The organism is Pelagibius sp. (assembly GCF_965227505.1).
Classification (GTDB): Bacteria; Pseudomonadota; Alphaproteobacteria; order Kiloniellales; family Kiloniellaceae; genus Pelagibius.
The window spans coordinates 2,941,584-2,965,653 of the sequence record NZ_OZ245757.1 but is presented as its reverse complement, the minus strand read 5'-3'; the positions used below and the strand labels follow the sequence as shown (position 1 = coordinate 2,965,653).

Below are 24,070 nucleotides of genomic sequence, written 5' to 3'. Positions count from 1 at the left end.
TCACGGAGTCTTGCGGTGAGGCCGCAAGATCCTGCGGTTTGTGATAGAGTGCAGAGGCCGCATCCGGCCTTCGCCGCAGGCTCAGACCGAAAGGAGATCCCGCCATGCTGGGATATCCCTTCAGGCCGCTGCTGCAGGCGATAGAGGCCGAGGGCGGAGCGGCCGCCGTCGCCGAGGTGAGGCGCCGGGCCGATGTGCCCGTCGATCGCCGCTATCGCATGAGCGAGATCTACGCCGACGCGGAATGCCAGCGCCTGCTGACTGCGGCCGGTGAGGTGCTCGGCCTTCACGACGAAGAGATCTGCGACCGCTGGGCGGCGGCCTTTCTCAAGGACACGCAGAAGCGGTTTCCCGCGTGGTACGCGATGTGCTCCACGGCGCGGGCGCTGCTGGAACAGCATCCCGAGATCCACAACGGCTTTGCCGCGGGCCTGTCGGACCCGGAAGCCAGCCGTGCGGTCACGCAGAAGTTCCGCATCGAAAAGCAGGGGCGGGAACTGGTCGTCCACTACCGCTCGCCCAACCGTCTCTGCCGGCTGTACCGCGCACTGGCGCGGCGCGTGATCGCCCACTACGGCGATGTGGCCGAAGTCGAGGAAACGCGCTGTCTGCACCGGGGCGACCCCGAGTGCGAATTCCACATCCACTGGACATCGTGAAGGGAGGAGCGGGTCTATGGCGACGAACATCCCGACCTCGAACATCCCGACCTCGAACATCGCGGCCTCAAACATCGCGGCTTCCACTACCCGGGCTTCCGACGAGACGGAGTTGCGCAGCCTCATAGAGCAGATCGCCGACCAGCTCTGCCTGACCGTCGGCGGCCGCTTCGATCTGCTTGTTCGGATCGACGGCGAGGACGACACCGCCGAGAAGCTGCAGATGCTGACCAACTTCGTACTCGCCACGGCGCGCCGCTCGATCGAAGAAGTCAGGCGGGTGAAGGACGCCCTGCACGAGGAACTGGAGGAACGCCGCCGCGCCGAACAGCAGATCGTCTACCTGCAGGAAGAGGTGGAGAGCGCCAAGGCGCTGGGTCCCATGGTGGGCAAGAGCCAGGCCCTCAGGAAGGTGCGCGAACAGATTGCGGTGGTGGCGCCGACAGACGCGGGCGTTCTGATCGTCGGGGAGTCAGGGACGGGAAAGGAACTGGTCGCCCGTGCCATCCATGCCGGCAGCCGGCGCGGCGACAAGCCGATGGTCAGCGTCAACTGCGCATCGATCCCGCCTGAGCTGTTCGAAAGCGAGTTCTTCGGCCACCGCAGGGGCGCCTTCACCGGCGCGGGGCAGGACCGCATGGGCCGCTTCGAACTGGCCGACGGCGGCACGCTGTTTCTCGACGAGGTGTCGGAGATTCCCCCGGCGCTGCAGAGCAAGCTTCTGCGCGCGCTGCAGGAGGGGGAGTTCGAACGGGTCGGCGAGAACCGCACCCGCCGGATCGACGTCCGCATCATCGCCGCCACCAACCGCGACCTCGGCCACGAGATGGAGGCGGGCCGCTTCCGCCCGGACCTCTACTATCGCCTCAATGTCTTTCCCATCGAGCTTGCCCCTCTACGCCACCGGAAGGACGACATTGCCCTGCTGGCAGCGCTGTTCCTGCAGCGCGCGAGCGTGCGCTTAAACGCGCCACGGGCGCGCCTGACGCCGGACAACCTTCGCAAGCTTGAGCGCTACGACTGGCCCGGCAATGTCCGCGAGCTGCAGAACATCATCGAGCGGGCGGTCATCACGGCGCGCGGCGGCGCCCTGCACTTTGCGCTCAACTCCGATGCGCCGCCCGAGCCGCTCACAGAGTCTTCGGAAGGGTCCGCGGAGGTTTTCACGGAAGAGGAAATGCTACGCCACGTACGCGACAACATGATGGCCGCGCTGGCGCGCTGCGGCGGCAGGGTCTACGGTCCCGATGGCGCCGCAGCCCTGCTCGGCATCAAGCCGACGACCCTGGCCGCGCGCCTGAAGGCCGCGGGTCTCAGAGATGCGAAAGGATCGTGAGCCGGCGGCCGTTCGTTCCTGCGCCGTCGGGCTATGCCTTCTCTACGGCAACAGCACCGTCGAGCCGGTGGTCTTGCGGGCCTCCAGGTCGCTGTGGGCCTGGGCGGTCTCGCTCAAGGGATAGGTCTGGTTCACCTCGATCTTCACCTTGCCCGAAGTCACCACCTCGAAGAGCGCGGCGGCGGAGGTCTCCAGCTCCTCGCGCTGGGCGTTGTAGGTCATCAGGCTGGGGCGGGTGAGATAGAGCGAGCCCTTCTGGCCGAGGATGGCCGGGTTGAAGGGCGGCACCGGGCCGGAGGCATTGCCGAAGCTCACCATCAGGCCGCGCGGCTTCAGGCAGTCCAGCGAGCCCTCGAAGGTGTCCTTGCCGATGGAATCGTAGACCACCGGGACGCCGGCGCCGCCGGTCAGTTCGCGCACCCGCGCGGTGAAGTCCTCTTCGCGGTAATTGATCGTATGGTGGCAGCCGTGCGCCTTGGCGAGCGCCGCCTTTTCCTCCGAGCCCACGGTGCCGATGACGGTGGCGCCCAGATGATTCAGCCACTGGCAGGCGATGAGGCCGACGCCGCCGGCGGCGGCGTGGAACAGCACCGTGTCGCCGGGCTGCACCGCGTAGGTGCGGCGGACCAGGTATTCCACGGTCATGCCCTGCAGCATCATCGCCGCAGCCTGCTGGTCGCTGATCGCATCGGGCAGTTTCACCAGGCGGTGCCAGGGCATGAGCCGCGCCTCGGCGTAGGCGCCCGGCGGGGCGTCGGCATAGGCGACGCGGTCGCCGGGCTGAAAGGCGGTGACGCCGTCGCCCACCGCGGCGACCGTCCCCGCCCCCTCCATGCCGATCACCGCCGGCAGGGCGGCCAGGGGATAGAGCCCGTTGCGGTGGTAGACGTCGATGTAGTTGAGGCCGCAGGCGGTCTGTTCGATCAGGACCTCGCCGGCGCCGGGCGCAGGCACCTCGACATCCTCATAGACCAGGGCGTCGGGACCGCCGGGTTCGTGAATGCGGACGGCTTTGGTCATGACTGCGTCCCCTTTCTAGGCCAGCGCCTGTTTGAAGAAATCGATGGTGCGCTGGTTGGCCAGCTCGGCCGATGCGGCATCGTAGTGCTGGCCGCCCTTGCGGGCGAAGGCGTGGTCCTGGCCCTCGTAGAGATGCACCGTCACCTGGTCGTTGCCGGCAAGCCCCGCCTGGACCTTCGCGATCTCCTCGGCGGAGGAGAACTGGTCTTTCTCGGCAATGTGCAGCATCAGGGGATGGCTGATGCTGCCGGCCTCGCCCAGAAGGTCCCCCAGACCGACGCCGTAGTAACCGACGTTGGCGTCGGCGTCGGAGCGTGTGGCCATGAGGTAGGCCAGCTTGCCGCCGAGACAGTATCCCAGGGTGCCGGACTTTCCGTTGGAGACCATGTGCGCATTCAACATGCCAAGGGTCGTCTTCAGGTCTTCGATGCCTTTGTCGACATCGAAGAGCCCGAAGAGTTCGAAGGCGCGGTCCCATTCCGCCTGGCTCTGGTCGGTGAGTTGGATGCCCGGTTCGATGCGCCAGAAGAGATCGGGACAGGCGGCGACGAAGCCCTGGCTTGCCAGCCAGTCACAGGTCTCGCGCATCACCTGATTGACGCCGAAGATCTCCTGCGCGACGACGATGCCCGGCGCCGGCGTGGCCTCCGGAATCGCGACATAGACCATGAAGGTACCGTCTTTGCCTTCGATGTTTACTTCCGCCATGGGATGTCCCCCTTGAAGTGATGCATCAGACTTTGGTTTTGTGCAGAGCTTATCTCTCGGCGGCGACGCCTGTCATCACGCCAGCGCGGAAGATTGAGGTCCTACGAGAACAGCAGGCTGTGCTGGATCGGCCAGGCGCCTTCGAGGGTGAGGAGCTCGGCCTTGGTGTCGCTGCCGCGGCCGCCGGAAAATCCGCCGAGGGCGCGGTCGGCGGCCAGAACCCGGTGGCAGGGAATGAGGATGGGAATGGGGTTGGCGCCGCAGGCACCGCCGACGGCACGGGCGACGCCGCCGGTCGCCGCGGCCAGATCGCCGTAGGAGCGGGTCTCGCCGTAGGGGATGCGCAGCATCTCCGCCCAGACCGCCCGCTGAAACGCGCTGCCGAAGGGTTTCAGGGGCAGCTCGAAGGCGCGCAGGTCGCCGGCGAAGTAGGCGTCGATCTGTGCCGCCGCGTCGTCGAGCAGCGGAGAGGGTTCGTTCGCCGCGCTGCTTCGGCTGGCGACCCAGGTGACCTGCACGATGGTGCCGTCCTCCTCAGTCACGCGCAGGGGGCCGGTCGGCGTGTCGAGGCCGCGGTGGCGGCGGGTCATGAGACGGCTTGGCCGCCCAAGGCGCGCGCCAGGCCCTCGGCCTCGACGATCGGCAGTGAACAGGTCGGGCCGTGGCAGACGTAGGCTGTCGCCTGGCCGTCGCTCTGGGTCTTCCCGAAGGCGGGATGGCTTTCGGGCAGTGCCGCATCGGGCTCGAGGGTCATGAGAATTCGGTTGGGCGCGGAGGTCTGCCGGGCGGCGGCGAGCAAGGCCTGTGTCGCGGCGTCCCGACGGTCGCCGATGATGACGACCTGGGCGGCGGAGCCCAGAAACTCGATACCGTTCAGCAGGCTGGCGAGCGGAAAGAAGTTGCGGTTCACCTCTCCCGCGAAGGCCTTCACGAGGGCTTCGGCCCGCGCCCGATAGGCATCCTTGCCGGTGAGATAGAAGAGCCTGGCGAGGACGGACAGCACCGTGCCGTTGCCGGATGGCACCGCGTTGTCGTGGGCGTTCTTGGTGCGGACGATCAGGCCGGGGGTGTCGTCGGCGGTGAGGAAATAGCCGCCGGCGGCCGGGTCCCAGTAATGGCGGTCGAGTACGTCGATCCAGGCTTCGGCCTGATCCAGATAGGCGCGCTTGGCCGTCGCCTCGAAAAGCGCCACGGCGGCGGCGGCCATGTTGGCATAGTCGTCCAGGGTGGCTGGATGCTTCAGGCGGCCGTGGCGCCAGCTGTGGCAAAGGCGGCCGTCGCGCACCATCTCGCGGCAGACGAAAGCGAAGGCCTCTTCAGCGGCGGCCAGCCAGTCCGCTTCGCCGAACAGCGGCCCGAGTTCTGCGAGCGCGGCGATCATCAGACCGTTCCAGTCCGCCAGCACCTTGTCGTCCCAGCCCGGCCGGATGCGCCCGCCGCGGCGCGCCAGCAGCTTGTCCCTGGCCGCCGCCAGGCGCGCTTCGGTGTCGGCATCGGCCAGTTCGGGCGCGGCGGAGCGGTTGAGGATCGTCTTGCCCTCCCAGTTGCCGTATCGGCCGACATCGTAGTGCGCCTTGAACAGGGCGGCCTCGGCGCCCAGCACCTCGTCGATCTCCGCTTCATGCCAGACGTAGAACTTGCCTTCCTCGCCCTCGCTGTCGGCGTCGAGTGTCGCAGCGAAGGCGCCGCTGGGCGACTGCCCGCTGCCGTCGGCATCGGCGATCATCTCCCGCAGGGTCCAGGCCACGGTTTCGCGGATGCGCTGTTCGTAGAGCGGGTTGCCCGTGTCCCGCCAGACCCAGGCCAGGATCTCCAGCAACTGCGCATTGTCGTAGAGCATCTTCTCGAAGTGCGGCACCAGCCAGCGCGCGTCGACCGAGTAGCGGGCGAAGCCGCCGCCGAGATGGTCGTAGATGCCGCCCTGGCACATCTGGGTGAGGGTGGTGTCGCAGGCGTTTAAGAGGCTCTTCGCCCCACCGCGTTTCCAGGCGCGCCAGAGCAGTTTCATGATCGCGGGCTGGGGAAACTTCGGCGCACCGCGGATGCCGCCCAGTTCCGGATCGAACTCGCCGGCCAGATGCTCTGCGATCTGGTCGATCATTGCCAGGCCGACCGCGGGGCCGGACTGATTCTCCGAGAGCCGGGTCAGGGCGTCCTTCAAAGCCTTGGTGTTGTTGTCGACGCGGGCGCTGTCGTTGGCGTAGATCTCGGCGATGCCCTGCAACACCTGGGGGAAACCGGGCCGGCCATAGCGCGGCGTCGGCGGGAAATAGGTGCCGCCCCAGAAGGGTTCGCCCTCCGGCGTCAGAAACATGGTCAGCGGCCAGCCGCCCTGTTCGCCGAGCAGCGCCAGCGCGGTCTGATAAATGGTGTCGACATCCGGCCGTTCTTCACGGTCGACCTTGATGTTGACGAAGAGGCGGTTCATCAGCGCCGCGATCTCCGGGTCCTCGAAGCACTCGTGGGCCATGACGTGGCACCAGTGGCAGGCCGCGTAGCCGACCGAAAGCAGGACCGGTTTGCCGCTCTTTCGGGCCTCCGCTAGAGCCTCCTCGCCCCAGGCCTGCCAGGCCACCGGGTTGTCGCGGTGCTGCAGCAGATAGGGGCTGGTCTCCTCCCCCAAACGGTTGGTCAGACCGTGATTGTCCGCTTGGCCGGTGTCGTCCTGGTCTTTCGAGGGGAGTGGTTCGGTCAAGGCGAGGTCCTTCAGCGCTGAAACAGGCGGCGGGCAGGCGGCGGACGAACGGCGGACCGGGGGATCGGCGCCAGCCCCGATCGGTGCCGGACGGGCGCGGCGGCCTCCCCCCTTGCCGGGTGCGAACACTGACCTCTATATGGGTGGCAAAGGCCCCTTGGCTCAACCATGAAATGTCTGGGGGAATCCTTGGAGGAAATCCATGGGGGAGACCTGCCTGGACGCCGCGTTCGGGCAGAGGACGTCGGCGCTCTCCGGTATCGGTGCGGGCTTCGTCCGTCAACGCCTGGACCAGCGCGCGGCAAGAAAAAAGGGATGACGCAGCCATGAAAATCCATGTCGACATCGATTGCACCCCGGAGGAGGCGCGCGCCTTTCTCGGTCTGCCGGACGTCGGGCCGATGCAGAAGGCGGTGATGGATGAAATGCAAAGGCGCATGATGGCAAACCTCGCCGCCATGGAACCGGAGCAGCTTTTCAAAACGTGGCTTCCAGCCGGCATCCAGGGCTGGGAGCAGCTGCAGAAAGCCTTTTGGTCGCAGATGACCAAGGCGGCCCGCGACAAGGCCCCTAAAGATGAGTGAGGCTAAGAGCATACTTGATATGATATTGATATCATTTAAATAAATGAACTCGAAGTTAGAATTTCTAATGGATAACGAGCGGCAGGCGGAAACGGTGTTCGCGCCCTCGACGGCGCCGGGCAGGGCCGGCGTGGCGGTGGTGCGCCTGTCCGGGCCTGAAGCGGGCGCCGCCCTGCGGGCGCTCACCGGGGCCGAACTGCCGCCGCCGCGCCGGGCTGCCCTCAGACGGCTGTGCGATCCCGCCGATCATGCACCCATCGATCAGGCGCTGGTGCTGTGGTTTCCGGGGCCCGGCAGCTTCACCGGCGAGGACATGGCGGAGCTGCAGGTCCATGGCGGGCGGGCGGTCATGGCCGCCGTACTGCAGTGTCTCGCCCGCCTGCCGGGTCTGCGGCCGGCCGAGGCGGGCGAGTTCACGCGCCGCGCCTTTGACAACGGCAAGCTGGACCTGACCGCGGTGGAAGGGCTCGCCGATCTGATCGACGCGGAGACCGAGGCCCAGCGGCGCCAGGCCTTGCGTCAGATGGAAGGGGGCCTGGCGCGGCGCACCGCCGAGTGGTCGGCGCGTCTGACGCGGGTTCTGGCCTATGCGGAAGCGGCCATCGATTTCGCCGACGAGGACCTGCCGGAGGCCATGGAAGCCGAGGCGCTGGAGGCCGCAGCCGCTGTGGCGGCGGAGATCCGCGCCGCCCTTGCCGACGGGCGCCGTGGCGAGCGGCTGCGCGACGGCCTCGCGGCGGTGATCCTTGGCCCGCCCAATGCGGGCAAGTCGTCTCTGCTGAACGCGCTGGCCGAGCGCGAGGTGGCTATCGTTTCGGAGACCGCAGGCACGACCCGCGATGTCATCGAGGTCCATCTGGACCTGGGCGGCTATCCGGTGACCCTGGCCGACACCGCCGGGCTGCGGACGCTGGCCGCGGAGCGGCCGCGGGTTGCGGCGGGTGGCTCCGGCCCGGCGGTGGGCGTTGCGGAGGCCCCCTGGGATCGGGCCCCCTTGGATCCGGCCCCCTTGGATCCGGCCCCCTTGGATTCGGCACAGGGGGACATCGAGCGCGAAGGCATGGCCCGCGCGCGGCAGCGGGCCGAAGCGGCCGATCTGAAGGTGCTGGTGTTCGATCTGGCAGCGGAACGATCTCCGCGCCGGGGTATGGCCATGGCGGAAGCGGACCTGCTGGGCTTTGCCGATCACCGCAGCCTGCTGGTGCTCAACAAGGCGGACCTGGTCTCGCCGGCGGCGGCAGACGCGGCGGCAGAACGGATGACGGCGGTGGCGGGGGCCGCGCCGATTGTGGTTTCGGCCCGCAGCGGGGCAGGTCTCGATGCGCTGCTTGCCGCGCTGATTCGCCAGGCCGAAGACTGTTTCGCAGGCGGAACGGCGGAGATCACGCGGGCGCGTCAAAGGCGTGCTCTGGAGGACGGGCTGGCGGCGCTGGAGCGGGTGGGGACGGCGGGCCTGCCGGAGCTGCGCGCCGAAGACCTGCGCCTGGCGGTGCGGGCCCTCGGACGGGTGACAGGGCGTGTCGACGTCGAAGACCTACTAGATATTGTGTTTCAGGACTTCTGCATTGGCAAATGATGTAGGTCTCGGGGTGTTTCACGTGAAACATGGTAAACTTCCGATCCTGAAGCGCTTTGTGTCCGCCGGCTGGCTTGCCTCCTGCTGCAGGCCTGATATAACCCGCGCCGACACGGGAGAAGAGAGCGAATGACGCAGGATTTCTCGGTGCAGGATTTCTCGGTGGACGTGATCGTGGTCGGCGGCGGCCACGCCGGCTGCGAGGCGGCCGCGGCGTCGGCGCGCCTGGGCGCCCGCACCCTCCTGGTCACGCATCGCAGCGACAGCATCGGTGTGATGTCCTGCAACCCGGCCATCGGGGGTCTGGGCAAGGGCCATCTGGTCCGGGAGATCGATGCGCTGGACGGCGTCATGGGGCAGGTGGCCGATGCCGGCGGGATCCAGTTCCGTGTCCTGAATGCCAGCAAGGGGCCGGCGGTGCGGGGGCCGCGCGCTCAGGCCGACCGCAAGCTCTACCGTCAGGCCATGCAGGCGCGGCTTGCCGCGCAGCCGGGGCTGAGGATTCACGAGGCGGCGGTCGAGGACCTGCTTCTCGATGCCGACGGGCGCTGCAGCGGCGTGATCACCGAAGCCGGGGAGGAGATCCGGGCCGCGGCGGTGGTGCTGACCACCGGGACCTTTCTGCGCGGCCTCATTCATATCGGCGAGCAGCGCATTCCGGCCGGGCGGGTCGGCGAGGCGCCGGCGGTCGGCCTGGCCGCGACCTTGGAGCGGGCCGGCTTTCAGCTCGGCCGCCTGAAGACCGGGACGCCGCCGCGCCTCGATGGCCGGACCATCGACTACGGCGGGCTGACGGTCCAGCCCGGCGACGACCCGCCGGAGCCTTTCTCCACCCTGACGGCGGCCATCACGCAGCCGCAGATCGCCTGCCATATCACGCACACCTCCGAAGCGGGCCACGCGTTGATCCGCGACAACCTGCACCGGGCGCCGCTCTATTCCGGCCAGATCGATTCTGTCGGTCCGCGGTACTGCCCGTCCATCGAGGACAAGGTGGTCCGCTTTGCCGACAAGGGGCGGCATCAGATCTTCCTGGAGCCGGAGGGGCTGGACGATCCGACGGTCTACCCCAACGGAATCTCGACCTCGCTGCCCGAGGACGTGCAACGGGCCCTGCTGAGGACCATCCCCGGCCTGGAGCGGGCGGAGATGCTGCAGCCGGGCTACGCCATCGAATACGACTATGTGGACCCGCGGGAGCTTACTGCCGCTTTGGAAACACGCCGTCTGCCTGGCCTTTTCCTGGCCGGGCAGATCAACGGCACGACCGGGTACGAGGAAGCCGCCGCCCAGGGGCTGATGGCCGGGCTGAATGCGGCGCGGCAGGCCGGGGCAGGCGGATCGGATCGACGGACGGAGCCTTTTGTCCTCGACCGCTCCCAGGCCTATATCGGCGTGCTGATCGACGACCTGGTGACCCGCGGTGTCAGCGAACCCTATCGCATGTTCACCAGCCGGGCCGAATACCGCCTGCGTCTGCGCGCCGACAATGCGGACCAGCGCCTGACGCCCTTGGGTCTTGCCGTCGGCTGCGTCGGAACGGAGCGGCGCGCGGCTTTCGAGCGCAAGCTGGAAGCGTTGGCGCATGCCCAGGATCTGGCCGCAAGGCTGACGATCACCCCGAATGCCCTCGCAGCCCGGGGGATCGCCATCAATCAGGATGGAGTGAAGCGCAGCGCCTATGAGCTGCTGCGCTATCCGCAGCTGACGCTTTCGACGCTGGCCGAGATTTGGCCCGAGCTGCAGACGATTCCCGCGGACATCGCGCGTCAGGTCGAGATCGAGGGGCGGTACCAGGGATATATGGAACGGCAGGACGCCGATATCCGGGCGTTCCAGAAGGACGAGGCCCTGCTGCTGCCGCCGGATCTGGATTACGCGGGGGTCGGCGGGCTCTCCGCTGAGGTGCGCCAGATCCTGGGGCGGGCGCGGCCGGAAACCCTGGGCGCGGCAGCACGGATCCCGGGGGTCACGCCGGCAGCGGTGATGGCCCTGCTGCGCTATGTCCGCAAACGTCCGGGCGGCGCGCGGGTGACGGCGGCCTAGACGGGCCGGCCGGGGAGGGGCCATGGGACGGGAGCCGGAGCGGCTGACGGCGGCGGACTTCCAGCGCACCCTCGATGTTTCACGTGAAACACAAGGCAAATTTGAGCGGTATGCGGCCCTTCTGACCAAATGGACGGCGGCGATCAACCTCATCAGTCCGCGCAGCCTGCCGGATCTTTGGCGCCGCCACTTTCTTGATTCCGCGCAGCTCGCCGCCCATCTTCCCGCGCCGCCGGAAGGCCGCAAGCGGATCATCCTGGACCTGGGCTCCGGCGGCGGCTTTCCCGGCTTTGTATTGGCACTGCTGGGCTGCGGCCACGTCCATCTGGTGGAGTCGGACCAGCGCAAGGCCGTGTTTCTGCGCGAAGTTGCCCGGGAAACCGGTGCCGAGGTCACGGTGCACGCAGCGCGGATCGAGGCCTTGGAGCCCTTTCCCGTCGATGTCGTGACGTGTCGCGCCTTCGCGCCTCTGTCCCGCATTCTGGCCATTTCCGAGCCATTTCTCGCCGGCGGCTGTGGAAAAGACGGCGCTGTCGGCCTGTTTCTCAAGGGGCGCACGGCGGATCTGGAATTGACCGAGGCCTGCAAAACGTGGACACTGCGAATCGAGCGCTTTGAGAGCATGACCGATCCCGAAGGAACGATCCTGCGTCTCAGACTTCTACCTGTTGAGGATGGCGCGTCTTGAACCTACAACATGTTGATGAGGGTCCGGAGCACGGTGTGATCACGCCGGCACCGGTCGATACCCGGGTGTTGGCGGTTGCCAACCAGAAGGGTGGGGTGGGCAAGACCACCACGACGGTCAATCTGGCGACCGCGCTGGCGGCCTGCGGCAAGCGTGTCCTGATCGTGGACATGGATCCCCAGGGCAACGCCAGCACCGGCCTCGGCATCGCGCCGGAAAAGCGCAGCCAGGGAGTCTATCAGGTGCTGGTGGAGGACCTGGCGCTGGAGGAGGCCGAGACCCCGACCCTGGTGCCGGGTATGGATATCGTGCCCTCCGGGGTCGAGCTTTCCGGGGCCGAACTGGAACTGATCGCCCTGGACCGGCGGGAATACCGGATGAAGCATGCGGTCGACCAGGCGCGCGGCCGCTACGACTTCGTGCTGATCGACTGTCCCCCGGCACTGGGTCTGTTGACCTTGAATGCCCTGGTGGCCGCCGACGCGGTGCTGGTGCCGCTGCAGGCGGAATTCTATGCGCTGGAAGGGTTGAGCCACCTGATGCGCACCATCGAAAGGGTGCAGCGGGGTCTGAACCCGAGGCTGACGCTCCAAGGCGTGGTGCTGACCATGTTCGATCGCCGCAACAATCTTTGCGAGATGGTGGCCGCGGACGTGCGCGGCCATCTGGGCGAGCGGGTCTACCAGACTGTCATCCCCCGCAACGTGCGGGTATCGGAGGCGCCGTCCCACGGTAAACCGGTCCTGCTCTACGATCTTCGCTGCGCCGGTTCCCAGGCTTACGTGCGTCTGGCGCGGGAAATCCTTCAGCGCGAGGACGGCTTGGCCGGCCGCGCCGCCATGGCGTCTTGACCTCGCCGGCCACCGCGCTATCGTTTCGCAGTCGGAATGACCATGCGGGTACGGTGTCGTCTGCCAGCCGACGCGGGCGCGCGCCCTGGTGTATGAAGAACGGTACTTGAGTGGCGCAGTCGGCAGAGGGCTCGGGGGAGTCGCCGTTTCGGGGAAGTGAAAGCCATGACAGACGGAGCATCATCGGACCAAGGGAAGAAGACCAATCTGGGGCGCGGCCTGGCAGCCCTGTTCGGCGAAGAGAACGAAGACTATGCGTCGCTGGACAAGGTGCGGTCCACAAAAGCCGTGCCGGTCGAGCATCTGCATCCGGGCCGCTACCAGCCCCGGCAGGTTTTCGATAAGGACGCCGTCTCGGCCCTGGCCGAGTCGGTCAAGGCTCAGGGAATCCTGCAGCCGATCCTGGTGCGCCGCCATCCCGACCGCCCGAGCGAATTCGAGATCGTTGCGGGGGAGCGGCGCTGGCGCGCCGCGCAGATCGCGAAGCTGCACGAAGTTCCGGTGGTCATCCGCGACCTGACCGACGCGGAATCGCTGGAACTGGCGATCGTCGAGAATGTCCAAAGGCAAGACCTGACCCCAATTGAAGAAGCCGAAGGCTACCGGCGGCTTCTCGAGGAGTTTCAGCACACCCAGGATGAGCTGGCGAAGCTGCTCGGCAAGAGCCGCAGCCACATCGCCAACACGCTCCGGCTGCTGGGTCTGCCGGAATCGGTCAAGACCATGGTGATGGAGGGCAAGCTTTCGGCCGGCCATGCCCGGACGCTGGTCGGTTCTGCGGCGCCGGAGGATCTGGCGGCGGAGATCGTCAGCAAGGGGCTGAACGTGCGCCAAGCCGAACGCCTGGTCCAGGATGCCAAGGCGGGCCCGGCCCGCAAAGCCGGGAAAGGCTCCGCCGTTGCCAAGGAAGAGCCGGCCAAGGACAGCGACACCATTGCCCTGGAACGCGATCTCACTGCGCTCCTCGGCCTCAAGGTCAGCATCAAGTTCCACGGCAGCGGCGGATCGCTGACGATTCACTACAAGACGCTGGAACAGCTGGACGACGTGCTGCACCGGCTGAACCAGATGCCGCCGGCCGGCGACCGGGCCTGAGGTCTTTCCGGAGCACCCGGCCAAGCGCTAGCGCCGGATTGCGGTGACTGCGGCGCGTGCCGTCACGCACCCGGTCCGGCACCCAGGCAAACGAGCCCAGTTGAACGAACCCAAGTAAACGAGCCCCTGCAAAGCAGCGCCTCTGCGCCAGCGCCGAAGGCCCAGGCCGCATTCAGCTATCCGGCGAAATCATCCCCTGCCCATCGCCGGGATTGGCCGCAACGCGGCCCGATCTAGGCCCGCCGCCTGCGGCGCCCGGGGGCGTTGGCCGCAATCTCCAAGAGCGCGCGGGCGGCCAGGCTCTCCGCCGGTGCGCCGCTGCGCTTGCACGCGGCTTCGGCTTCCAGCAGCCTTTCCATCGCCGCGGTCAGCGCCGGCGCGGTCCAGCTTGCCGCCTGCGCCTTGAAGCCCGCGGCAGCCTTCCAGAAAACAGGCGGGCGCAGGCCTTTCATCGCCTGTTCGACACTGCTGCCGGCCGCAGCGGCACCGGCCACCTGGTGGAGTCTTTGGAAGTGCCGCGCGACGGCCCGCAGCAGGCTGACCGGGTTGCTGCCCTCCAGAAAACACCGACCGAGGCCGCGCTCCAGACCCGGCAGGTCTCCGCCGGCGGCCGCCATCGCCAGATCTTCCAGCCCCAGGAGGGCCGAATCCCCCACACAGAGCGTAACGTCCTCAAGCGTGACCGGGTCCGCGCCCGGTCCCTTGAACAGCAGAACCTTCTCGAGCTCGCGGCGGGTGAGCTGCCGGTCGCCGCCCAGGTGCGCGGCCAGGAACTCCGCCGCCTCGCGCTCGATCCCTGTACCGGCCTCCGCGAAGAAATCCCGGACAACCCCGGCGAGACTGCGCTGGTCGTCGTGATAGCAGGCGATGGCGCCCGCCGTCTTGTGCCCTTCGAAGAGTTTGCGCAGGCTGGAGCGTGCCGGCAGGTCGCCGCCATCGACCACGACGAAAGCCTCGCCGGGTCCGTTGTCGAGAAAGTCCTTTGCGATTGCGGTTACGGCATCGCCGGCATCGCGCACCAGAACGAAGCGCTTGCCGCCGCCGAAGGTCAGGGACGCAGCCTCGTCGGCCAGGCTGGCCGGATCGTCCTTGATCTGTGCGCCTGTGAGCTCGGAGACGCTGAAGGGGTCCGCCGGCTCACCGGCGACCGCCTTGCGCAGCCGGGCGATGTGTTCGCGCCGCAGCCCGGCGTCGGGCCCGAAAACCAAAACCGCGTGTCCTTCGCCCCCCGGCTCTGCCAGGAAGCGTTGCAGCGCCGCGCCGGTCAGCTTCATCCGGCTGTCTCCCGGACCTGGCCGTGCCTGTGTTCAGGTGCTTCTGAAGTAGACGGCAAGACGGGTCTGGATGTCATCGGCCACTTCGCGCAGTGCGCGTTCCCGCGCATCGCGCTCGGAGATCGTCGATGCAAAGGGGTTCTCCAGGATGTCGTAGCTTGTGGTCGACGTGGAGCGTCCGCTCAGCAACTCCCGGCCGCTGCCCTCCTCCAGCAGGAAGAACTCGGCTGTCAGCCTCAGGTTGGCGCGGGTCGCGGTTTCGTCCCGCCGCACGCCGAGTTCGCTCAAGCGCTCGCGAAGCTGCAGGCGCAGCTGGTAATTCGGCGCGGCCGGCTGGCCGTTGGGGTTGAGCCGGTCGCGCAGGAAATTGTGCATCTGCTGGCCGACCCGGTCGCGCAGCGGCGTGATGCGGATTGCCGCCAGCTCCGTGGCGACGGTCGCGCCGGCGTCGTCCTCCGCATAGAGCGGCTGAAAGCCGCAGCCGGCAAGCGGCAGCAGTCCCGCCACCGCGGCCATCCGCCCCACCGTTCCGCAAAAGCGCCTGCGTGACTTCTCCATGACTCACACTACCACGTTCACGATGCGATTCTTAACCACTATGACCTTGCGCGCGGTCTTGCCGTCCATCGCCCGCTGGACCGCCGGCTCCGCCAGGGCCACCTCCTGAGCCTGATCTTCCGGCGCGTCCATCGGCAGCGAAACGGTCGCCCGCTTCTTGCCGTTGACCTGCACCGCGAGGACCACCTGCTCGTCGGCGACCAGTGCCGCCTCGGCTTCGGGCCAGGGCTGGTCGGCCAGGAAGCCCTCGTAGCCCAGGCGCTCCCAAAGCTCCTCGGCGAGGTGCGGCATCATCGGCCCGATCAGACGCACCAGCAGCTCGCAGGCCTCGCGCAGCACGAAACGGCCGGCGTCGTCCGAGGGCTGGAAGCCCGAGAGCGTGTTGGCGATCTCATGGATCCGCGCCACCGCCCGGTTGAAGCGGAACTTCTCGATGTCGTCGCCGAAGGCCTGCACGGTTTTGTGCACGGCGCGTCGCATCTCCAAAGCCGCGCCGTCCAGCTGCTGCGGTGCCGGCGCGGCTTTCGGTGCCATATGGTCGAGGTTCTCGACCACCATGCGCCACAGCCGCTGGGTGAAGCGCCAGGCGCCTTCGACGCCGGCATCGGTCCACTCCATGTCGCGCTCCGGCGGGCTGTCGGAGAGCATGAACCAGCGCGCCGTATCGGCGCCGTAGGTTCCGATGATGGCCTCCGGATCCACCACGTTGTTCTTCGACTTGCTCATGGATTCGGAGCGGCCCACCGTGACCGGGTCCTGACCTTCGATCCGGCGGGCACTGCCGTCGGGCAGCTTTTCAACCTCTTCCGGATAGAGCCAGTTGCCGTCGTCGTCCTTGTAGGTTTCGTGGCAGACCATGCCCTGTGTGAACAGTCCGGCGAAGGGCTCCTCCACGGCCACATGGCCGACCTGCGCCAGGGCGCGGGTGAAGAAACGCGCGTAGAGCAGGTGCAGGATGGCGTGCTCGACGCCGCCGATGTACTGGTCGACCGGCAGCCAGTAGTCGACGGCCTCCCGCGTCATGGGCGCCTCGGCGCGCGGGCTGCAGAAGCGCGCGAAGTACCAGGCGGAGTCGACAAAGGTATCCATGGTGTCGGTGTCGCGTTCCGCGGCGCCGCCGCAGCGCGGACAGGTGGTGTGCTTCCAGGTCGGGTGGTGGGCCAGCGGATTGCCCGGCTTGTCGAAGGTGACATCCTCCGGCAGCACCACCGGCAGCTGGTCCTCCGGCACCGGCACCGCGCCGCAGTCCGGGCAGTGGATCACCGGGATCGGGCAGCCCCAATAGCGCTGGCGCGAAATGCCCCAGTCGCGCAGCCGGTACCGTATGGAACTCTCGCCCCGGCTTTCGGCCACCAGGCGGTCGATCGCGCCCCGCTTGGCAGCCTCGACGCCCAAGCCGTCCAGAAACTCGGAATTGATGGCGAGCCCGTCGCCGGTGTAGGCCTCGTCGCCGACCGTAAAGGTTGCCGCATCCTCGCCCTCCGGCAGCACCACCGGGATGACCGGCAGGCCGTACTTGCGGGCGAAGTCCAGGTCGCGCTGGTCGTGGGCCGGGCAGCCGAAAATCGCGCCGCTGCCGTACTCCATCAGCACGAAGTTCGCGATATAGACCGGCAAGGTCTGCTCCGGCCGGAAGGGATGGCGTACCTTCAGCCCGGTATCGAAACCCTGCTTCTCGGCCTTCTCGATGGCTTCCTCGCTGGTGCCCAGGCGATTGCAGGCGTCGATGAAGTCTCTTGCCTGCGGGTTCTGCCCGGCGATCTCGGCGGCCAGCGGATGGCCCGGCGACAGCGCGCAGAAGGAAGCGCCGTAGAGGGTGTCCGGGCGCGTCGTGAACACCGACAGAGGATCGTCGCGGCCGACGATCTCGAACTGGATGGTCGCCCCTTCCGAGCGGCCGATCCAGCGCCGCTGCATGGTGCGGACCTTTTCCGGCCAGCGCTCCAGACCGTCGAGGGCATCCAGCAGCGCGTCGGAAAAGGCGGTGATGCGGAAAAACCACTGCGACAGTTTGCGGCGTTCGATCAGCGCGCCGGAGCGCCAGCCGCGGCCGTCGATCACCTGCTCGTTGGCCAGCACGGTGTGATCCACCGGGTCCCAGTTCACCGCCGATTCCTTGCGATAGACCAGCCCTGCCTTCATGAAGGCGGCGAACAGCTTCTGCTGCTGGGCGTAGTAGCCGGGGTGGCAGGTCGCGATCTCACGGTCCCAGTCGATCGACAGACCCATCAGCTTCAGCTGGCCGCGCATGGTGGCGATGTTGTCGTAGGTCCAGCGCGCCGGGTGAATACCGCGCCGCATCGCCGCGTTCTCGGCCGGCAGCCCGAAGGCATCCCAGCCCATCGGGTGCAGCACGTTGAAGCCCATGGCCCGCTTGTAGCGGGCGATCACGTCGCCGATGGTGTAGTTGCGTACGTGCCCCATGTGGATCTTTCCCGAGGGATAGGGAAACATCTCGAGCACGTAGTACTTCTTACGCCCCGGTTCTTCCTGCACCGCGAAGCAGCCGGCGTCTTCCCAACGCTGCTGCCACTTCGCTTCAAATTCTTTCGCGTTGTATCGGCTCATATCGGGTGGTCGCGGATCGGGGGTTCAAGACCGGGGCTCTCAAGGCTGCGCAAAGGGTTGGATCCAGTGGGCTGCTGCCTTCAGATCCTGCCGCCATTGGCCGAACGTACGCGATGCGCCGCAGCGTACAGGGTTGCGTACGCCTGTTTCCGCAATCTTCTGCGCCGCCGTGGCAGCGATGCCGACTACTGAATCGAGGCGATGCGCAGCTGGCGGGCCCTGGTAAGGATGGCGTTCTCGATGTCGACCGGCGTCCGGTCCTCGACCGCTGCGTCGATCCAGGCACCGCTGCGCGGGTCCTGGAGCTGGCGGAACACCGCCGCCCGCACGCCGTCGGCGCGCAGGTCGCGGCCGAGAATGTAGACGTTGATCTTGAAGCGCTCGCCGGCGGATTCGGGCGGCGAGAACCAGTCGGTGATGATCACGCCGCCGAAGGGATCCGCGGACGCCAGGGGCATGAACGACACCGTGTCCAGCGACGCGCGCCACAGATAGGAATTCACGCCAATGCCGGCGTCGCCCCCGCTGAGGCTTTCCGGCTGGCCGTTGTTCACGCCGATCTGGTCGTTGCCAAGGATCGAACCGCGCGTTTCGGCCAGCTTCTCCTCGGTTTCGTCATAGTACTTGGCTTCACCCTGAAGGCCGCAAGCGGAGACGGCCAGCATCATGGCCGCGGCGGCCAGGCGCAGACCCAGCATCCTGCCGGTCGGGGTGCTGCCGTTCCCGGCAGGCTTGGTTGTCGCTTTCAAGCTCATCGGTCCTTGCGTTCCTGCGTGCGTTTTCCGTCTTTTGCGCCCGCATTTCCGGGGCGGCAGCGGCGCGAACTCCCGGCAGAGTAGATATCACAGGCCCTCAGAGCGGGCAAAAGAAATGGGCGGCACCCGAAGGCGCCGCCCATAACCGAACTACGATGTCACGCTGGTCTTAGAAAGAAACGCCAAGACCGCTGGTGACTGCAACGATGTCGTTGGTGCCGCCGGAACCGAGATCTTCTTCACCGATATAGCCGGTCAGGAAGACACGAACACCGGGCGCAACGCTGTAGCCGACGTTGGCAGAACCGGCCACCAGCTCGTCCGAAGTGTCATCGTCCTCGGAGATGAGGCCGTTGACCGAGAACGACCAGGGGCCAGTGGCGTAGCCGATACCGGCATCCACCGCCCAGGCTTCTCCGCCGTTGTCCTCGGCGTCTTCCCAGAACGCACCGGCTGCGAAAGTGAAGCCGGCAAAGCTGATGGCGGCGCCACCACCGATGTTGAACAGGCTGTCCTCGGGCTCGGCATCGAACTCGCCGAAGCCGGCGACCAGACCAAGCTCAACGCCAACACCGTTGAACTCACCGTCGAAGCCCAGACCGACACCGATGTGGTCGTGGATACCTTCGGAGTCCTCAGCGTTGAAGCTGTTGCCATCATCACCGTCAGCGGTGTCCGGCGTGTAGCTCAGACCTGCGCTGAAGCCGTTGAAGTTCGGCGTGGTGTAGGTGATCTTGGTCGAGTCGCTCGAGTCAGTCATGTCGACAGACGTCGGTGCATCGCCACCGAACGCGGTGTCGAGGAAGTTCGACGTCGGGTTACCGATGCCGCCATAGTCGACGCCGGAGTTCGAGCCGTTCACCATGAAGGTGTCTTCGGCGCCATCGTTGTTGCCGAATTCCAGCTTACCGAAGCTGCCCTGAGCGTAGATGCTGTTTTCGTCGATGTCCGAGTCGGTCCCATCTTCGTTCGGGTCAGCCTCGATCTCAACCCGGAAGCCGAAGGTGATGCCATTGTCGGCCATGATCTCGCCCTTGACGTGCACTTCCGTGTTCGTCGAGAAGGCAAAACCACGATCAGAGCTGTCCTCGTCGGAGTCACCGCCCGAAACAATAAAGAACTGGAACGCATTGAATTCCAGCGTCTGGGCGGCAGCAGGCGAGGCAGCCAGGACCGCGGCCCCGACAATGGCACTGCTTGCCATCAAAACTTTTTTCATTTCCGAAAAGCTCCAAATACGGTGTCTATTGTGGGTACCCCAAGCCACGGGATATCCGTTGGTACTCGCCCGGTGTGGGGATCGCAAGGGGGCGCAGGCGTGTTAAGTTGTTTTTGCGACACACTGTGCCTTTGACGCAACAGTTCGGTTTTTTGGCGTCTTGCCAGAGACTTCCGCGTGGCATTTGGAACGGTGAGAGAACCCTGCGATGCTCGTTTCGAGCTTTGATCCTTCATAAATCTCTCCTCTTGCGTGTATTTCCACTGGTTTTGTCCGGCACCGCCTCGACAGGCTGCCGCCGGGGCTTGCGCCCGGGCGGCCTTTTGCCTAGAGCAGAAGGGGCCGCAGCTTCGCGCGATCGGCCTTCACCGTGTCATCCGCGGCTCCTGGCGCCTTCTGGCGCGGCCCCCAGAACCGGGTGTCGGTTCCGGCGTCAGTCTCCGCTGAAGCTCTCTCCGGGTCCTCTCTGCCTGGTTGTATCCTGCCTGGTTGTATCCTGCCGGGTTGTATCCTGATCGTCCTGTAAGGGTCCCGTTGATGCCCGGAATCTTGTGGCTCGCCTCCTACCCCAAATCCGGAAACACCTGGATGCGGGTTTTTCTGGCGAACCTCATCCTCAACGAACCGGAGCCCCTGCCGCTGGCGCGGATCAACGAGGTTTGCTCCAGCGAGCCTAACGAGGTCTGGTTCAGGCCCTTTACCAAAGACCCGCCGGGTGCGCTGCCCAACAAGAAGATCGCGGCCTTGAGGGTGCGGGCCCAGGACCGGGCAGCCAGCATCAACACGAACATCATGCCCATGAAAACCCACAGTTTTCTCGGCAAGGACTATGGCCATCCCACGATCTCGGTGAAGGCCAGCGTCGGGGTGATCTACATCGTCCGCGATCCCCGCGACGTTGCGATTTCGGCGGCCGACCACTATGGCCTGAGCATCGACCAGACAATCGAGATGATGGCCGACGCGTCGGCGCGGGGCCGGCCGATGGCCGGCACCACCGTCTACGAGCGCATGAGCAGCTGGTCGGACCACGTCAAATCCTGGACCAAATGGCGGCATACGCCGCTCTTCGTGCTGCGCTATGAGGACATGCTGACGGACCCGCTGGGACAGCTCGGCGGTCTCGCGCGCAAACTAGGCATCTCCAATGATGACGAGCGCATCGCCCGTGCCGTCACGTTCTCCTCCTTCAAGGCCCTGCAGGCCCAGGAGCAGGCCACCGGGTTCATCGAGAAGTCGGTGAACAGCGAGCGCTTCTTCCGCTCCGGGCGGGCCGGATCCTGGCGCGAAACCCTGACCGCGAACCAGGCCGCGGCTATCGAGCGGCATCATGTGGTTCAGATGAAACGCTTTGGATACCTCTGATGGTCGCGCTGGCACATTCGATCCCCTCCCCTGGCCTGACTTTCCCGCTGCCCCGCGGCGGCGCAGGACGCTAGACATGCCGGGCATTCTCTGGCTGGCGTCCTATCCGAAGTCCGGCAACACCTGGATGCGCGCCTTTCTGTCCAATCTCATCCTCGATCCGCCGGAGCCTCTGCCCCTGAGTCGTCTCGGAGAGATCTGCCCGTCCGAACCTGCGGAACGCTGGTTCCAGCCCTTCTGCAAGGGGGCCGTGTCCGAACTTGGCGCTGCCCAGGTCGCCGCGCTGCGCGCCAGGGCCCAGGACCGTGCCGTGAGCCTGAACAAGAACGTCATTCCCATGAAAACCCACAGCTACCTGGGCGAGGACCATGGGCATCCGATCTTCTCAATGAAGGCCACCTTCGGCGCCATTTACATCATCCGCGACCCGCGCGATGTCGTCCTCTCGGCGGCGGACCATTTCGGCAAGACCATGGATGAGATGATCGAAAAGCTGAGCGATCCCGGCGCCATGGCGGCGGCCATGGCCGGCACGATCGTGCATGAGATGCAGAGCAGCTGGTCGAACCACGTCGAATCCTGGACGAGATGGAGCTACCCCGGCATCTATACGCTGCGGTACGAAGACATGGTGGCCGATCCCGTGGATCAGTTCTCACGCGTTGCCCGGCGGTTCGGGATCTCGAACGATCGCCGCAGGATCGAAAAGGCGATCGAATTTTCGTCCTTCGATCAGCTGCGCAAACAGGAGGATCGGGAGGGCTTTTCGGAACGCTCGGTGCATAGTGAGAAGTTCTTCCGCTCCGGACGCTCAGGGGGCTGGCAGGATGCCCTGACCGCCAAGCAGGTGGAGCGGATCGAGCGCGACCACGCGGTCCAGATGCGCCGCTTCAACTACCTTTGAAGCGCGGGCTGCAGAGCGCGGGCGATAGAGACCAGGCGAAAGAGGGCCTGGGGCGAGGATCGGAGGATATGGCCGACATCAGCGAGAATCTGGCGGAGGTCCGGCGCCGCATGGCGGCGGCGGCACGGGACGCGGGCCGCGATCCGCAGTCGGTCGAGCTGGTCGCGGTGAGCAAGGTCCAACCCGCCGAGGCCGTCCGCGCGGCGCTTGCGGCGGGCCAGCGCCTGTTCGGGGAAAACCGCGTGCAGGAGGCCAAGAGCAAGTTCCCGCCCCTGCGCGACGACTACCCGGACCTGCGGCTCCATCTCATCGGGCCGTTGCAGACCAACAAGGTCAAGGATGCGCTCGCGCTCTTCGACGTCATCGAGACCGTGGACCGTCCGAAGCTGGCGCGCGCCCTGGCGCAGGAGGGCGACAAGCGCGGCCGCCACCCCGACTGCTTCGTTCAGGTCAACACCGGTGAGGAACCGCAGAAGGCGGGCGTTGCGCCCGCAGAGGCGGATGCCTTCATTGCCGAGTGCCGCGGCCTGGGGCTCAAGGTCACCGGCCTCATGTGCATTCCGCCGCTCGACGAGGAACCGGCCCTGCACTTCGCCCTGCTGCGGGAGATCGCGCGGCGCAACGGCGACGCCGCGCCGCTGGCCTTGTCGATGGGGATGAGCGCCGACTTCGAAACGGCAATCCGTTTCGGCGCCGATCTGGTGCGTGTCGGCACCGGCGTTTTCGGCCCGCGCCCTGCGACGGCCTGAAAGGGATCAAGGCCGGGCCGGCGGCCACCGCTCAACCCCCCGTCTCAACCCCCCGTCTCAACCCCTCGCCGTCAGCCGCAGAAGCGGAACTGGCACTCGTCGTCGAGCACGGGGTTCTCGCGCGGCATCACCTGCCGGCCGATCGCCCCGACGAAGTTGGAGAACCGCTCGGAGCTGATATCCGCGCCGAGACCGGGCGAGCCCTCGGCAATGCTCACGAAGCGTTCGCCGCGGCAGAGCGCGACCACCGTGCGGCCGCTGCTGCCGTCAGTGCTAAGATTGCCGGGCTCGCGGTCGGTCTTGCAGAAATCCTGACGCGAGAAGCCCTTCTCGGCGCCGTAGGCAAAGCGCAGCCTGAAGGGCGGGTTCGGCGCGTCGCCGGGGTTGCCGCTGTAGCCGATGCGCGCCCACCGCGGCCCCGACGCCCGCAAGCCGTCCACCGTCGAGGCTGTGACCGCGGCCTGCGAAACCCCGGCCGCCGGCGCGCCGAAGGTTTCGACCAGCAGGGGCGTGCGCATGGCCGCCAGGCTGTCCGGAGAATAGCCGGCGGTGAAGTTCTTGTTGTAGACCACGCCCTGATTGCCGGCACAGGCCCCCAGGACGGTCAGGCCGGCCATCGCGGCGCAAAGGAGAACGCTGCGCCGCCGCGGCGTGCCTTTGTCTGCGGCGGTCTCACTGCGAGGTGGTGTCATGATCCGGGCTCCCGAAATCGTTGGTTGTGCCCTAGGAACTACGTAGGCGGAGTCGTTGGCGTTTCCAGCTTTCCCGGCCGTCGCACTCACAATGCGTTGATCGGACTTGCCGGCTGTCACGCCGGACCGCCGTCGACGACCCGAACGGCATCGCCGGGCTCCGCATCGGCCAGAAGGTGCAAAAGGTCTGCCCGCGCCAGGGCCACGCAGCCTTCCGTTCCCCGGTAGTCGTCCTGCGCAACGTGCAGGAAAATGGCCGAGCCCAGCCCGGCCACCACCGGATCGTCGTTGTAGCCCAGCACCACCACCAAGTCGTAGAGGCCGTCGCTGCGCTGCATGACCTCGTGGCTGGCCGGATATGGGAGCCGGACCGGTTGATTGTAGGCGGGATCGTCGGGGGCATCGCACCAGCCGTCCTCCGCTGCAATCGGCGCCGCCGGCAAGGCGGTGCGCGGCTGCGGCAGGCGGTCGGCGCGATAGAGAAGACGTCTGAGCGGCCAGCGTCCCACGGGCGTGGCGCCGTCCCCCTCACACTTCGCCGTTGTGAAACCGCTGCGTCCGACGGCACAGCGCCACTGCCGTTCGCCCCAGCGCGCCTGATATCCGTTTCCGTCTCGCGTCACCACCAGATCCATGAGCGCCAGTCTATCCCCGGCGGCTCGGATCTCAATGCGGGGATCTCAAGGCGGGGATCTCAAGACGGGGATCTCAGGGACGGCGGCGGCGCC

At 66.8% G+C, this 24,070-nt stretch carries 22 protein-coding genes; 11 read left to right on the top strand and 11 right to left on the bottom strand.

Features of this window, described 5'->3' with window-relative positions:
• Nucleotides 1-104 precede the first annotated feature (104 nt).
• Nucleotides 105-659, top strand: coding sequence for a heme NO-binding domain-containing protein (locus tag ACO06P_RS14130; RefSeq protein WP_420345875.1), 555 nt, complete (start codon nt 105-107; stop codon nt 657-659).
• 16 nt (nt 660-675) lie between these two features.
• Complete coding sequence (locus tag ACO06P_RS14125) at nt 676-1,995, top strand: sigma-54 interaction domain-containing protein (RefSeq protein ID WP_420345874.1); 1,320 nt, start codon at nt 676-678, stop codon at nt 1,993-1,995.
• 42 nt (nt 1,996-2,037) lie between these two features.
• On the opposite strand, the gene ACO06P_RS14120 is transcribed toward ACO06P_RS14125, so the two are convergent.
• From ACO06P_RS14120 to ACO06P_RS14105, 4 genes are all read right to left on the bottom strand, one after another.
• Complete coding sequence (locus tag ACO06P_RS14120) at nt 2,038-3,015, bottom strand: quinone oxidoreductase family protein (protein ID WP_420345873.1); 978 nt, start codon at nt 3,013-3,015, stop codon at nt 2,038-2,040.
• A gap of 15 nt (nt 3,016-3,030) precedes the next feature.
• Entirely contained in the window at nt 3,031-3,723 is a 693-nt protein-coding gene (locus ACO06P_RS14115; RefSeq protein WP_420345872.1) for a dienelactone hydrolase family protein, read from the bottom strand.
• Between the two features lie 101 nt (nt 3,724-3,824).
• Entirely contained in the window at nt 3,825-4,313 is a 489-nt protein-coding gene (locus ACO06P_RS14110; RefSeq protein ID WP_420345871.1) for a methylated-DNA--[protein]-cysteine S-methyltransferase, read from the bottom strand.
• Nucleotides 4,310-6,418: a thioredoxin domain-containing protein gene (locus tag ACO06P_RS14105; protein ID WP_420345870.1), complete on the bottom strand. Its 2,109-nt coding sequence runs from the start codon at nt 6,416-6,418 to the stop codon at nt 4,310-4,312. The genes ACO06P_RS14110 and ACO06P_RS14105 overlap by 4 nt, the downstream gene beginning before the upstream one ends.
• Before the next feature lie 326 nt (nt 6,419-6,744).
• Between ACO06P_RS14105 and ACO06P_RS14100 the strand changes: the two genes are divergently transcribed.
• The 6 genes from ACO06P_RS14100 to ACO06P_RS14075 all read left to right on the top strand — a co-directional run bounded on the left by ACO06P_RS14100 (nt 6,745) and on the right by ACO06P_RS14075 (nt 13,258).
• On the top strand, nt 6,745-7,002 hold the full coding sequence (locus ACO06P_RS14100) for a DUF6489 family protein (RefSeq protein ID WP_420345869.1): 258 nt from the start codon (nt 6,745-6,747) through the stop codon (nt 7,000-7,002).
• A gap of 67 nt (nt 7,003-7,069) precedes the next feature.
• Nucleotides 7,070-8,578: a tRNA uridine-5-carboxymethylaminomethyl(34) synthesis GTPase MnmE gene (gene mnmE, locus ACO06P_RS14095; RefSeq protein ID WP_420345868.1), complete on the top strand. Its 1,509-nt coding sequence runs from the start codon at nt 7,070-7,072 to the stop codon at nt 8,576-8,578.
• 129 nt (nt 8,579-8,707) lie between these two features.
• Nucleotides 8,708-10,624: a tRNA uridine-5-carboxymethylaminomethyl(34) synthesis enzyme MnmG gene (gene mnmG / locus ACO06P_RS14090; protein ID WP_420345867.1), complete on the top strand. Its 1,917-nt coding sequence runs from the start codon at nt 8,708-8,710 to the stop codon at nt 10,622-10,624.
• A gap of 43 nt (nt 10,625-10,667) precedes the next feature.
• A complete protein-coding gene (rsmG, locus tag ACO06P_RS14085) occupies nt 10,668-11,312 on the top strand; it encodes a 16S rRNA (guanine(527)-N(7))-methyltransferase RsmG (RefSeq protein WP_420349642.1) in 645 nt (214 codons plus the stop codon).
• A gap of 38 nt (nt 11,313-11,350) precedes the next feature.
• Nucleotides 11,351-12,163: a ParA family protein gene (locus ACO06P_RS14080; protein WP_420349641.1), complete on the top strand. Its 813-nt coding sequence runs from the start codon at nt 11,351-11,353 to the stop codon at nt 12,161-12,163.
• A 165-nt stretch (nt 12,164-12,328) separates the two neighbouring features.
• The gene (locus ACO06P_RS14075; protein WP_420345866.1) at nt 12,329-13,258 is read left to right on the top strand and encodes a ParB/RepB/Spo0J family partition protein; all 930 of its coding nucleotides are present in this window, start codon (nt 12,329-12,331) and stop codon (nt 13,256-13,258) included.
• 233 nt (nt 13,259-13,491) lie between these two features.
• On the opposite strand, the gene holA is transcribed toward ACO06P_RS14075, so the two are convergent.
• The 5 genes from holA to ACO06P_RS14050 form a co-directional block, all read right to left on the bottom strand.
• Nucleotides 13,492-14,532, bottom strand: coding sequence for a DNA polymerase III subunit delta (gene holA, locus ACO06P_RS14070; protein ID WP_420345865.1), 1,041 nt, complete (start codon nt 14,530-14,532; stop codon nt 13,492-13,494).
• A gap of 33 nt (nt 14,533-14,565) precedes the next feature.
• The gene (gene lptE / locus ACO06P_RS14065; protein WP_420345864.1) at nt 14,566-15,090 is read right to left on the bottom strand and encodes an LPS assembly lipoprotein LptE; all 525 of its coding nucleotides are present in this window, start codon (nt 15,088-15,090) and stop codon (nt 14,566-14,568) included.
• Nucleotides 15,091-15,093: 3 nt separating this feature from the next.
• Nucleotides 15,094-17,658 (bottom strand): leucine--tRNA ligase, encoded by a 2,565-nt coding sequence (gene leuS / locus ACO06P_RS14060; RefSeq protein WP_420345863.1) that lies wholly within the window; start codon nt 17,656-17,658, stop codon nt 15,094-15,096.
• 185 nt (nt 17,659-17,843) lie between these two features.
• Nucleotides 17,844-18,413: a DUF3576 domain-containing protein gene (locus ACO06P_RS14055; RefSeq protein WP_420345862.1), complete on the bottom strand. Its 570-nt coding sequence runs from the start codon at nt 18,411-18,413 to the stop codon at nt 17,844-17,846.
• 169 nt (nt 18,414-18,582) lie between these two features.
• Nucleotides 18,583-19,632 (bottom strand): porin, encoded by a 1,050-nt coding sequence (locus ACO06P_RS14050; RefSeq protein WP_420345861.1) that lies wholly within the window; start codon nt 19,630-19,632, stop codon nt 18,583-18,585.
• 537 nt (nt 19,633-20,169) lie between these two features.
• Between ACO06P_RS14050 and ACO06P_RS14045 the strand changes: the two genes are divergently transcribed.
• From ACO06P_RS14045 to ACO06P_RS14035, 3 genes are all read left to right on the top strand, one after another.
• On the top strand, nt 20,170-20,997 hold the full coding sequence (locus ACO06P_RS14045; protein WP_420345860.1) for a sulfotransferase domain-containing protein: 828 nt from the start codon (nt 20,170-20,172) through the stop codon (nt 20,995-20,997).
• Between the two features lie 76 nt (nt 20,998-21,073).
• Nucleotides 21,074-21,901 carry a sulfotransferase domain-containing protein gene (locus ACO06P_RS14040; protein ID WP_420345859.1) on the top strand — a complete coding sequence of 276 codons (828 nt, stop codon included), beginning with the start codon at nt 21,074-21,076 and terminating at the stop codon, nt 21,899-21,901.
• Nucleotides 21,902-21,969: 68 nt separating this feature from the next.
• The gene (locus ACO06P_RS14035) at nt 21,970-22,650 is read left to right on the top strand and encodes a YggS family pyridoxal phosphate-dependent enzyme (protein WP_420345858.1); all 681 of its coding nucleotides are present in this window, start codon (nt 21,970-21,972) and stop codon (nt 22,648-22,650) included.
• A gap of 71 nt (nt 22,651-22,721) precedes the next feature.
• Here the strand turns inward: ACO06P_RS14035 and ACO06P_RS14030 are convergent, their stop codons facing one another.
• Both ACO06P_RS14030 and ACO06P_RS14025 read right to left on the bottom strand, forming a co-directional pair.
• Nucleotides 22,722-23,342 carry a hypothetical protein gene (locus ACO06P_RS14030; RefSeq protein ID WP_420345857.1) on the bottom strand — a complete coding sequence of 207 codons (621 nt, stop codon included), beginning with the start codon at nt 23,340-23,342 and terminating at the stop codon, nt 22,722-22,724.
• Between the two features lie 116 nt (nt 23,343-23,458).
• The gene (locus tag ACO06P_RS14025) at nt 23,459-23,977 is read right to left on the bottom strand and encodes a L,D-transpeptidase family protein (RefSeq protein WP_420345856.1); all 519 of its coding nucleotides are present in this window, start codon (nt 23,975-23,977) and stop codon (nt 23,459-23,461) included.
• Nucleotides 23,978-24,070 lie beyond the last annotated feature (93 nt).

Coding starts and splice junctions, on each gene's coding strand:
- ACO06P_RS14130 (WP_420345875.1), top strand. CDS start 105: ATGCTGGGATATCCCTTCAGGCCGCTGCTGCAGGCGATAGAGGCCGAG.
- ACO06P_RS14125 (WP_420345874.1), top strand. CDS start 676: ATGGCGACGAACATCCCGACCTCGAACATCCCGACCTCGAACATCGCG.
- ACO06P_RS14120 (WP_420345873.1), bottom strand. CDS start 3,015: ATGACCAAAGCCGTCCGCATTCACGAACCCGGCGGTCCCGACGCCCTG.
- ACO06P_RS14115 (WP_420345872.1), bottom strand. CDS start 3,723: ATGGCGGAAGTAAACATCGAAGGCAAAGACGGTACCTTCATGGTCTAT.
- ACO06P_RS14110 (WP_420345871.1), bottom strand. CDS start 4,313: ATGACCCGCCGCCACCGCGGCCTCGACACGCCGACCGGCCCCCTGCGC.
- ACO06P_RS14100 (WP_420345869.1), top strand. CDS start 6,745: ATGAAAATCCATGTCGACATCGATTGCACCCCGGAGGAGGCGCGCGCC.
- mnmE (WP_420345868.1), top strand. CDS start 7,070: ATGGATAACGAGCGGCAGGCGGAAACGGTGTTCGCGCCCTCGACGGCG.
- mnmG (WP_420345867.1), top strand. CDS start 8,708: ATGACGCAGGATTTCTCGGTGCAGGATTTCTCGGTGGACGTGATCGTG.
- ACO06P_RS14075 (WP_420345866.1), top strand. CDS start 12,329: ATGACAGACGGAGCATCATCGGACCAAGGGAAGAAGACCAATCTGGGG.
- holA (WP_420345865.1), bottom strand. CDS start 14,532: ATGAAGCTGACCGGCGCGGCGCTGCAACGCTTCCTGGCAGAGCCGGGG.
- lptE (WP_420345864.1), bottom strand. CDS start 15,090: ATGGAGAAGTCACGCAGGCGCTTTTGCGGAACGGTGGGGCGGATGGCC.
- leuS (WP_420345863.1), bottom strand. CDS start 17,658: ATGAGCCGATACAACGCGAAAGAATTTGAAGCGAAGTGGCAGCAGCGT.
- ACO06P_RS14055 (WP_420345862.1), bottom strand. CDS start 18,413: ATGAGCTTGAAAGCGACAACCAAGCCTGCCGGGAACGGCAGCACCCCG.
- ACO06P_RS14050 (WP_420345861.1), bottom strand. CDS start 19,632: ATGAAAAAAGTTTTGATGGCAAGCAGTGCCATTGTCGGGGCCGCGGTC.
- ACO06P_RS14045 (WP_420345860.1), top strand. CDS start 20,170: ATGCCCGGAATCTTGTGGCTCGCCTCCTACCCCAAATCCGGAAACACC.
- ACO06P_RS14040 (WP_420345859.1), top strand. CDS start 21,074: ATGCCGGGCATTCTCTGGCTGGCGTCCTATCCGAAGTCCGGCAACACC.
- ACO06P_RS14035 (WP_420345858.1), top strand. CDS start 21,970: ATGGCCGACATCAGCGAGAATCTGGCGGAGGTCCGGCGCCGCATGGCG.
- ACO06P_RS14030 (WP_420345857.1), bottom strand. CDS start 23,342: ATGACACCACCTCGCAGTGAGACCGCCGCAGACAAAGGCACGCCGCGG.
- ACO06P_RS14025 (WP_420345856.1), bottom strand. CDS start 23,977: ATGGATCTGGTGGTGACGCGAGACGGAAACGGATATCAGGCGCGCTGG.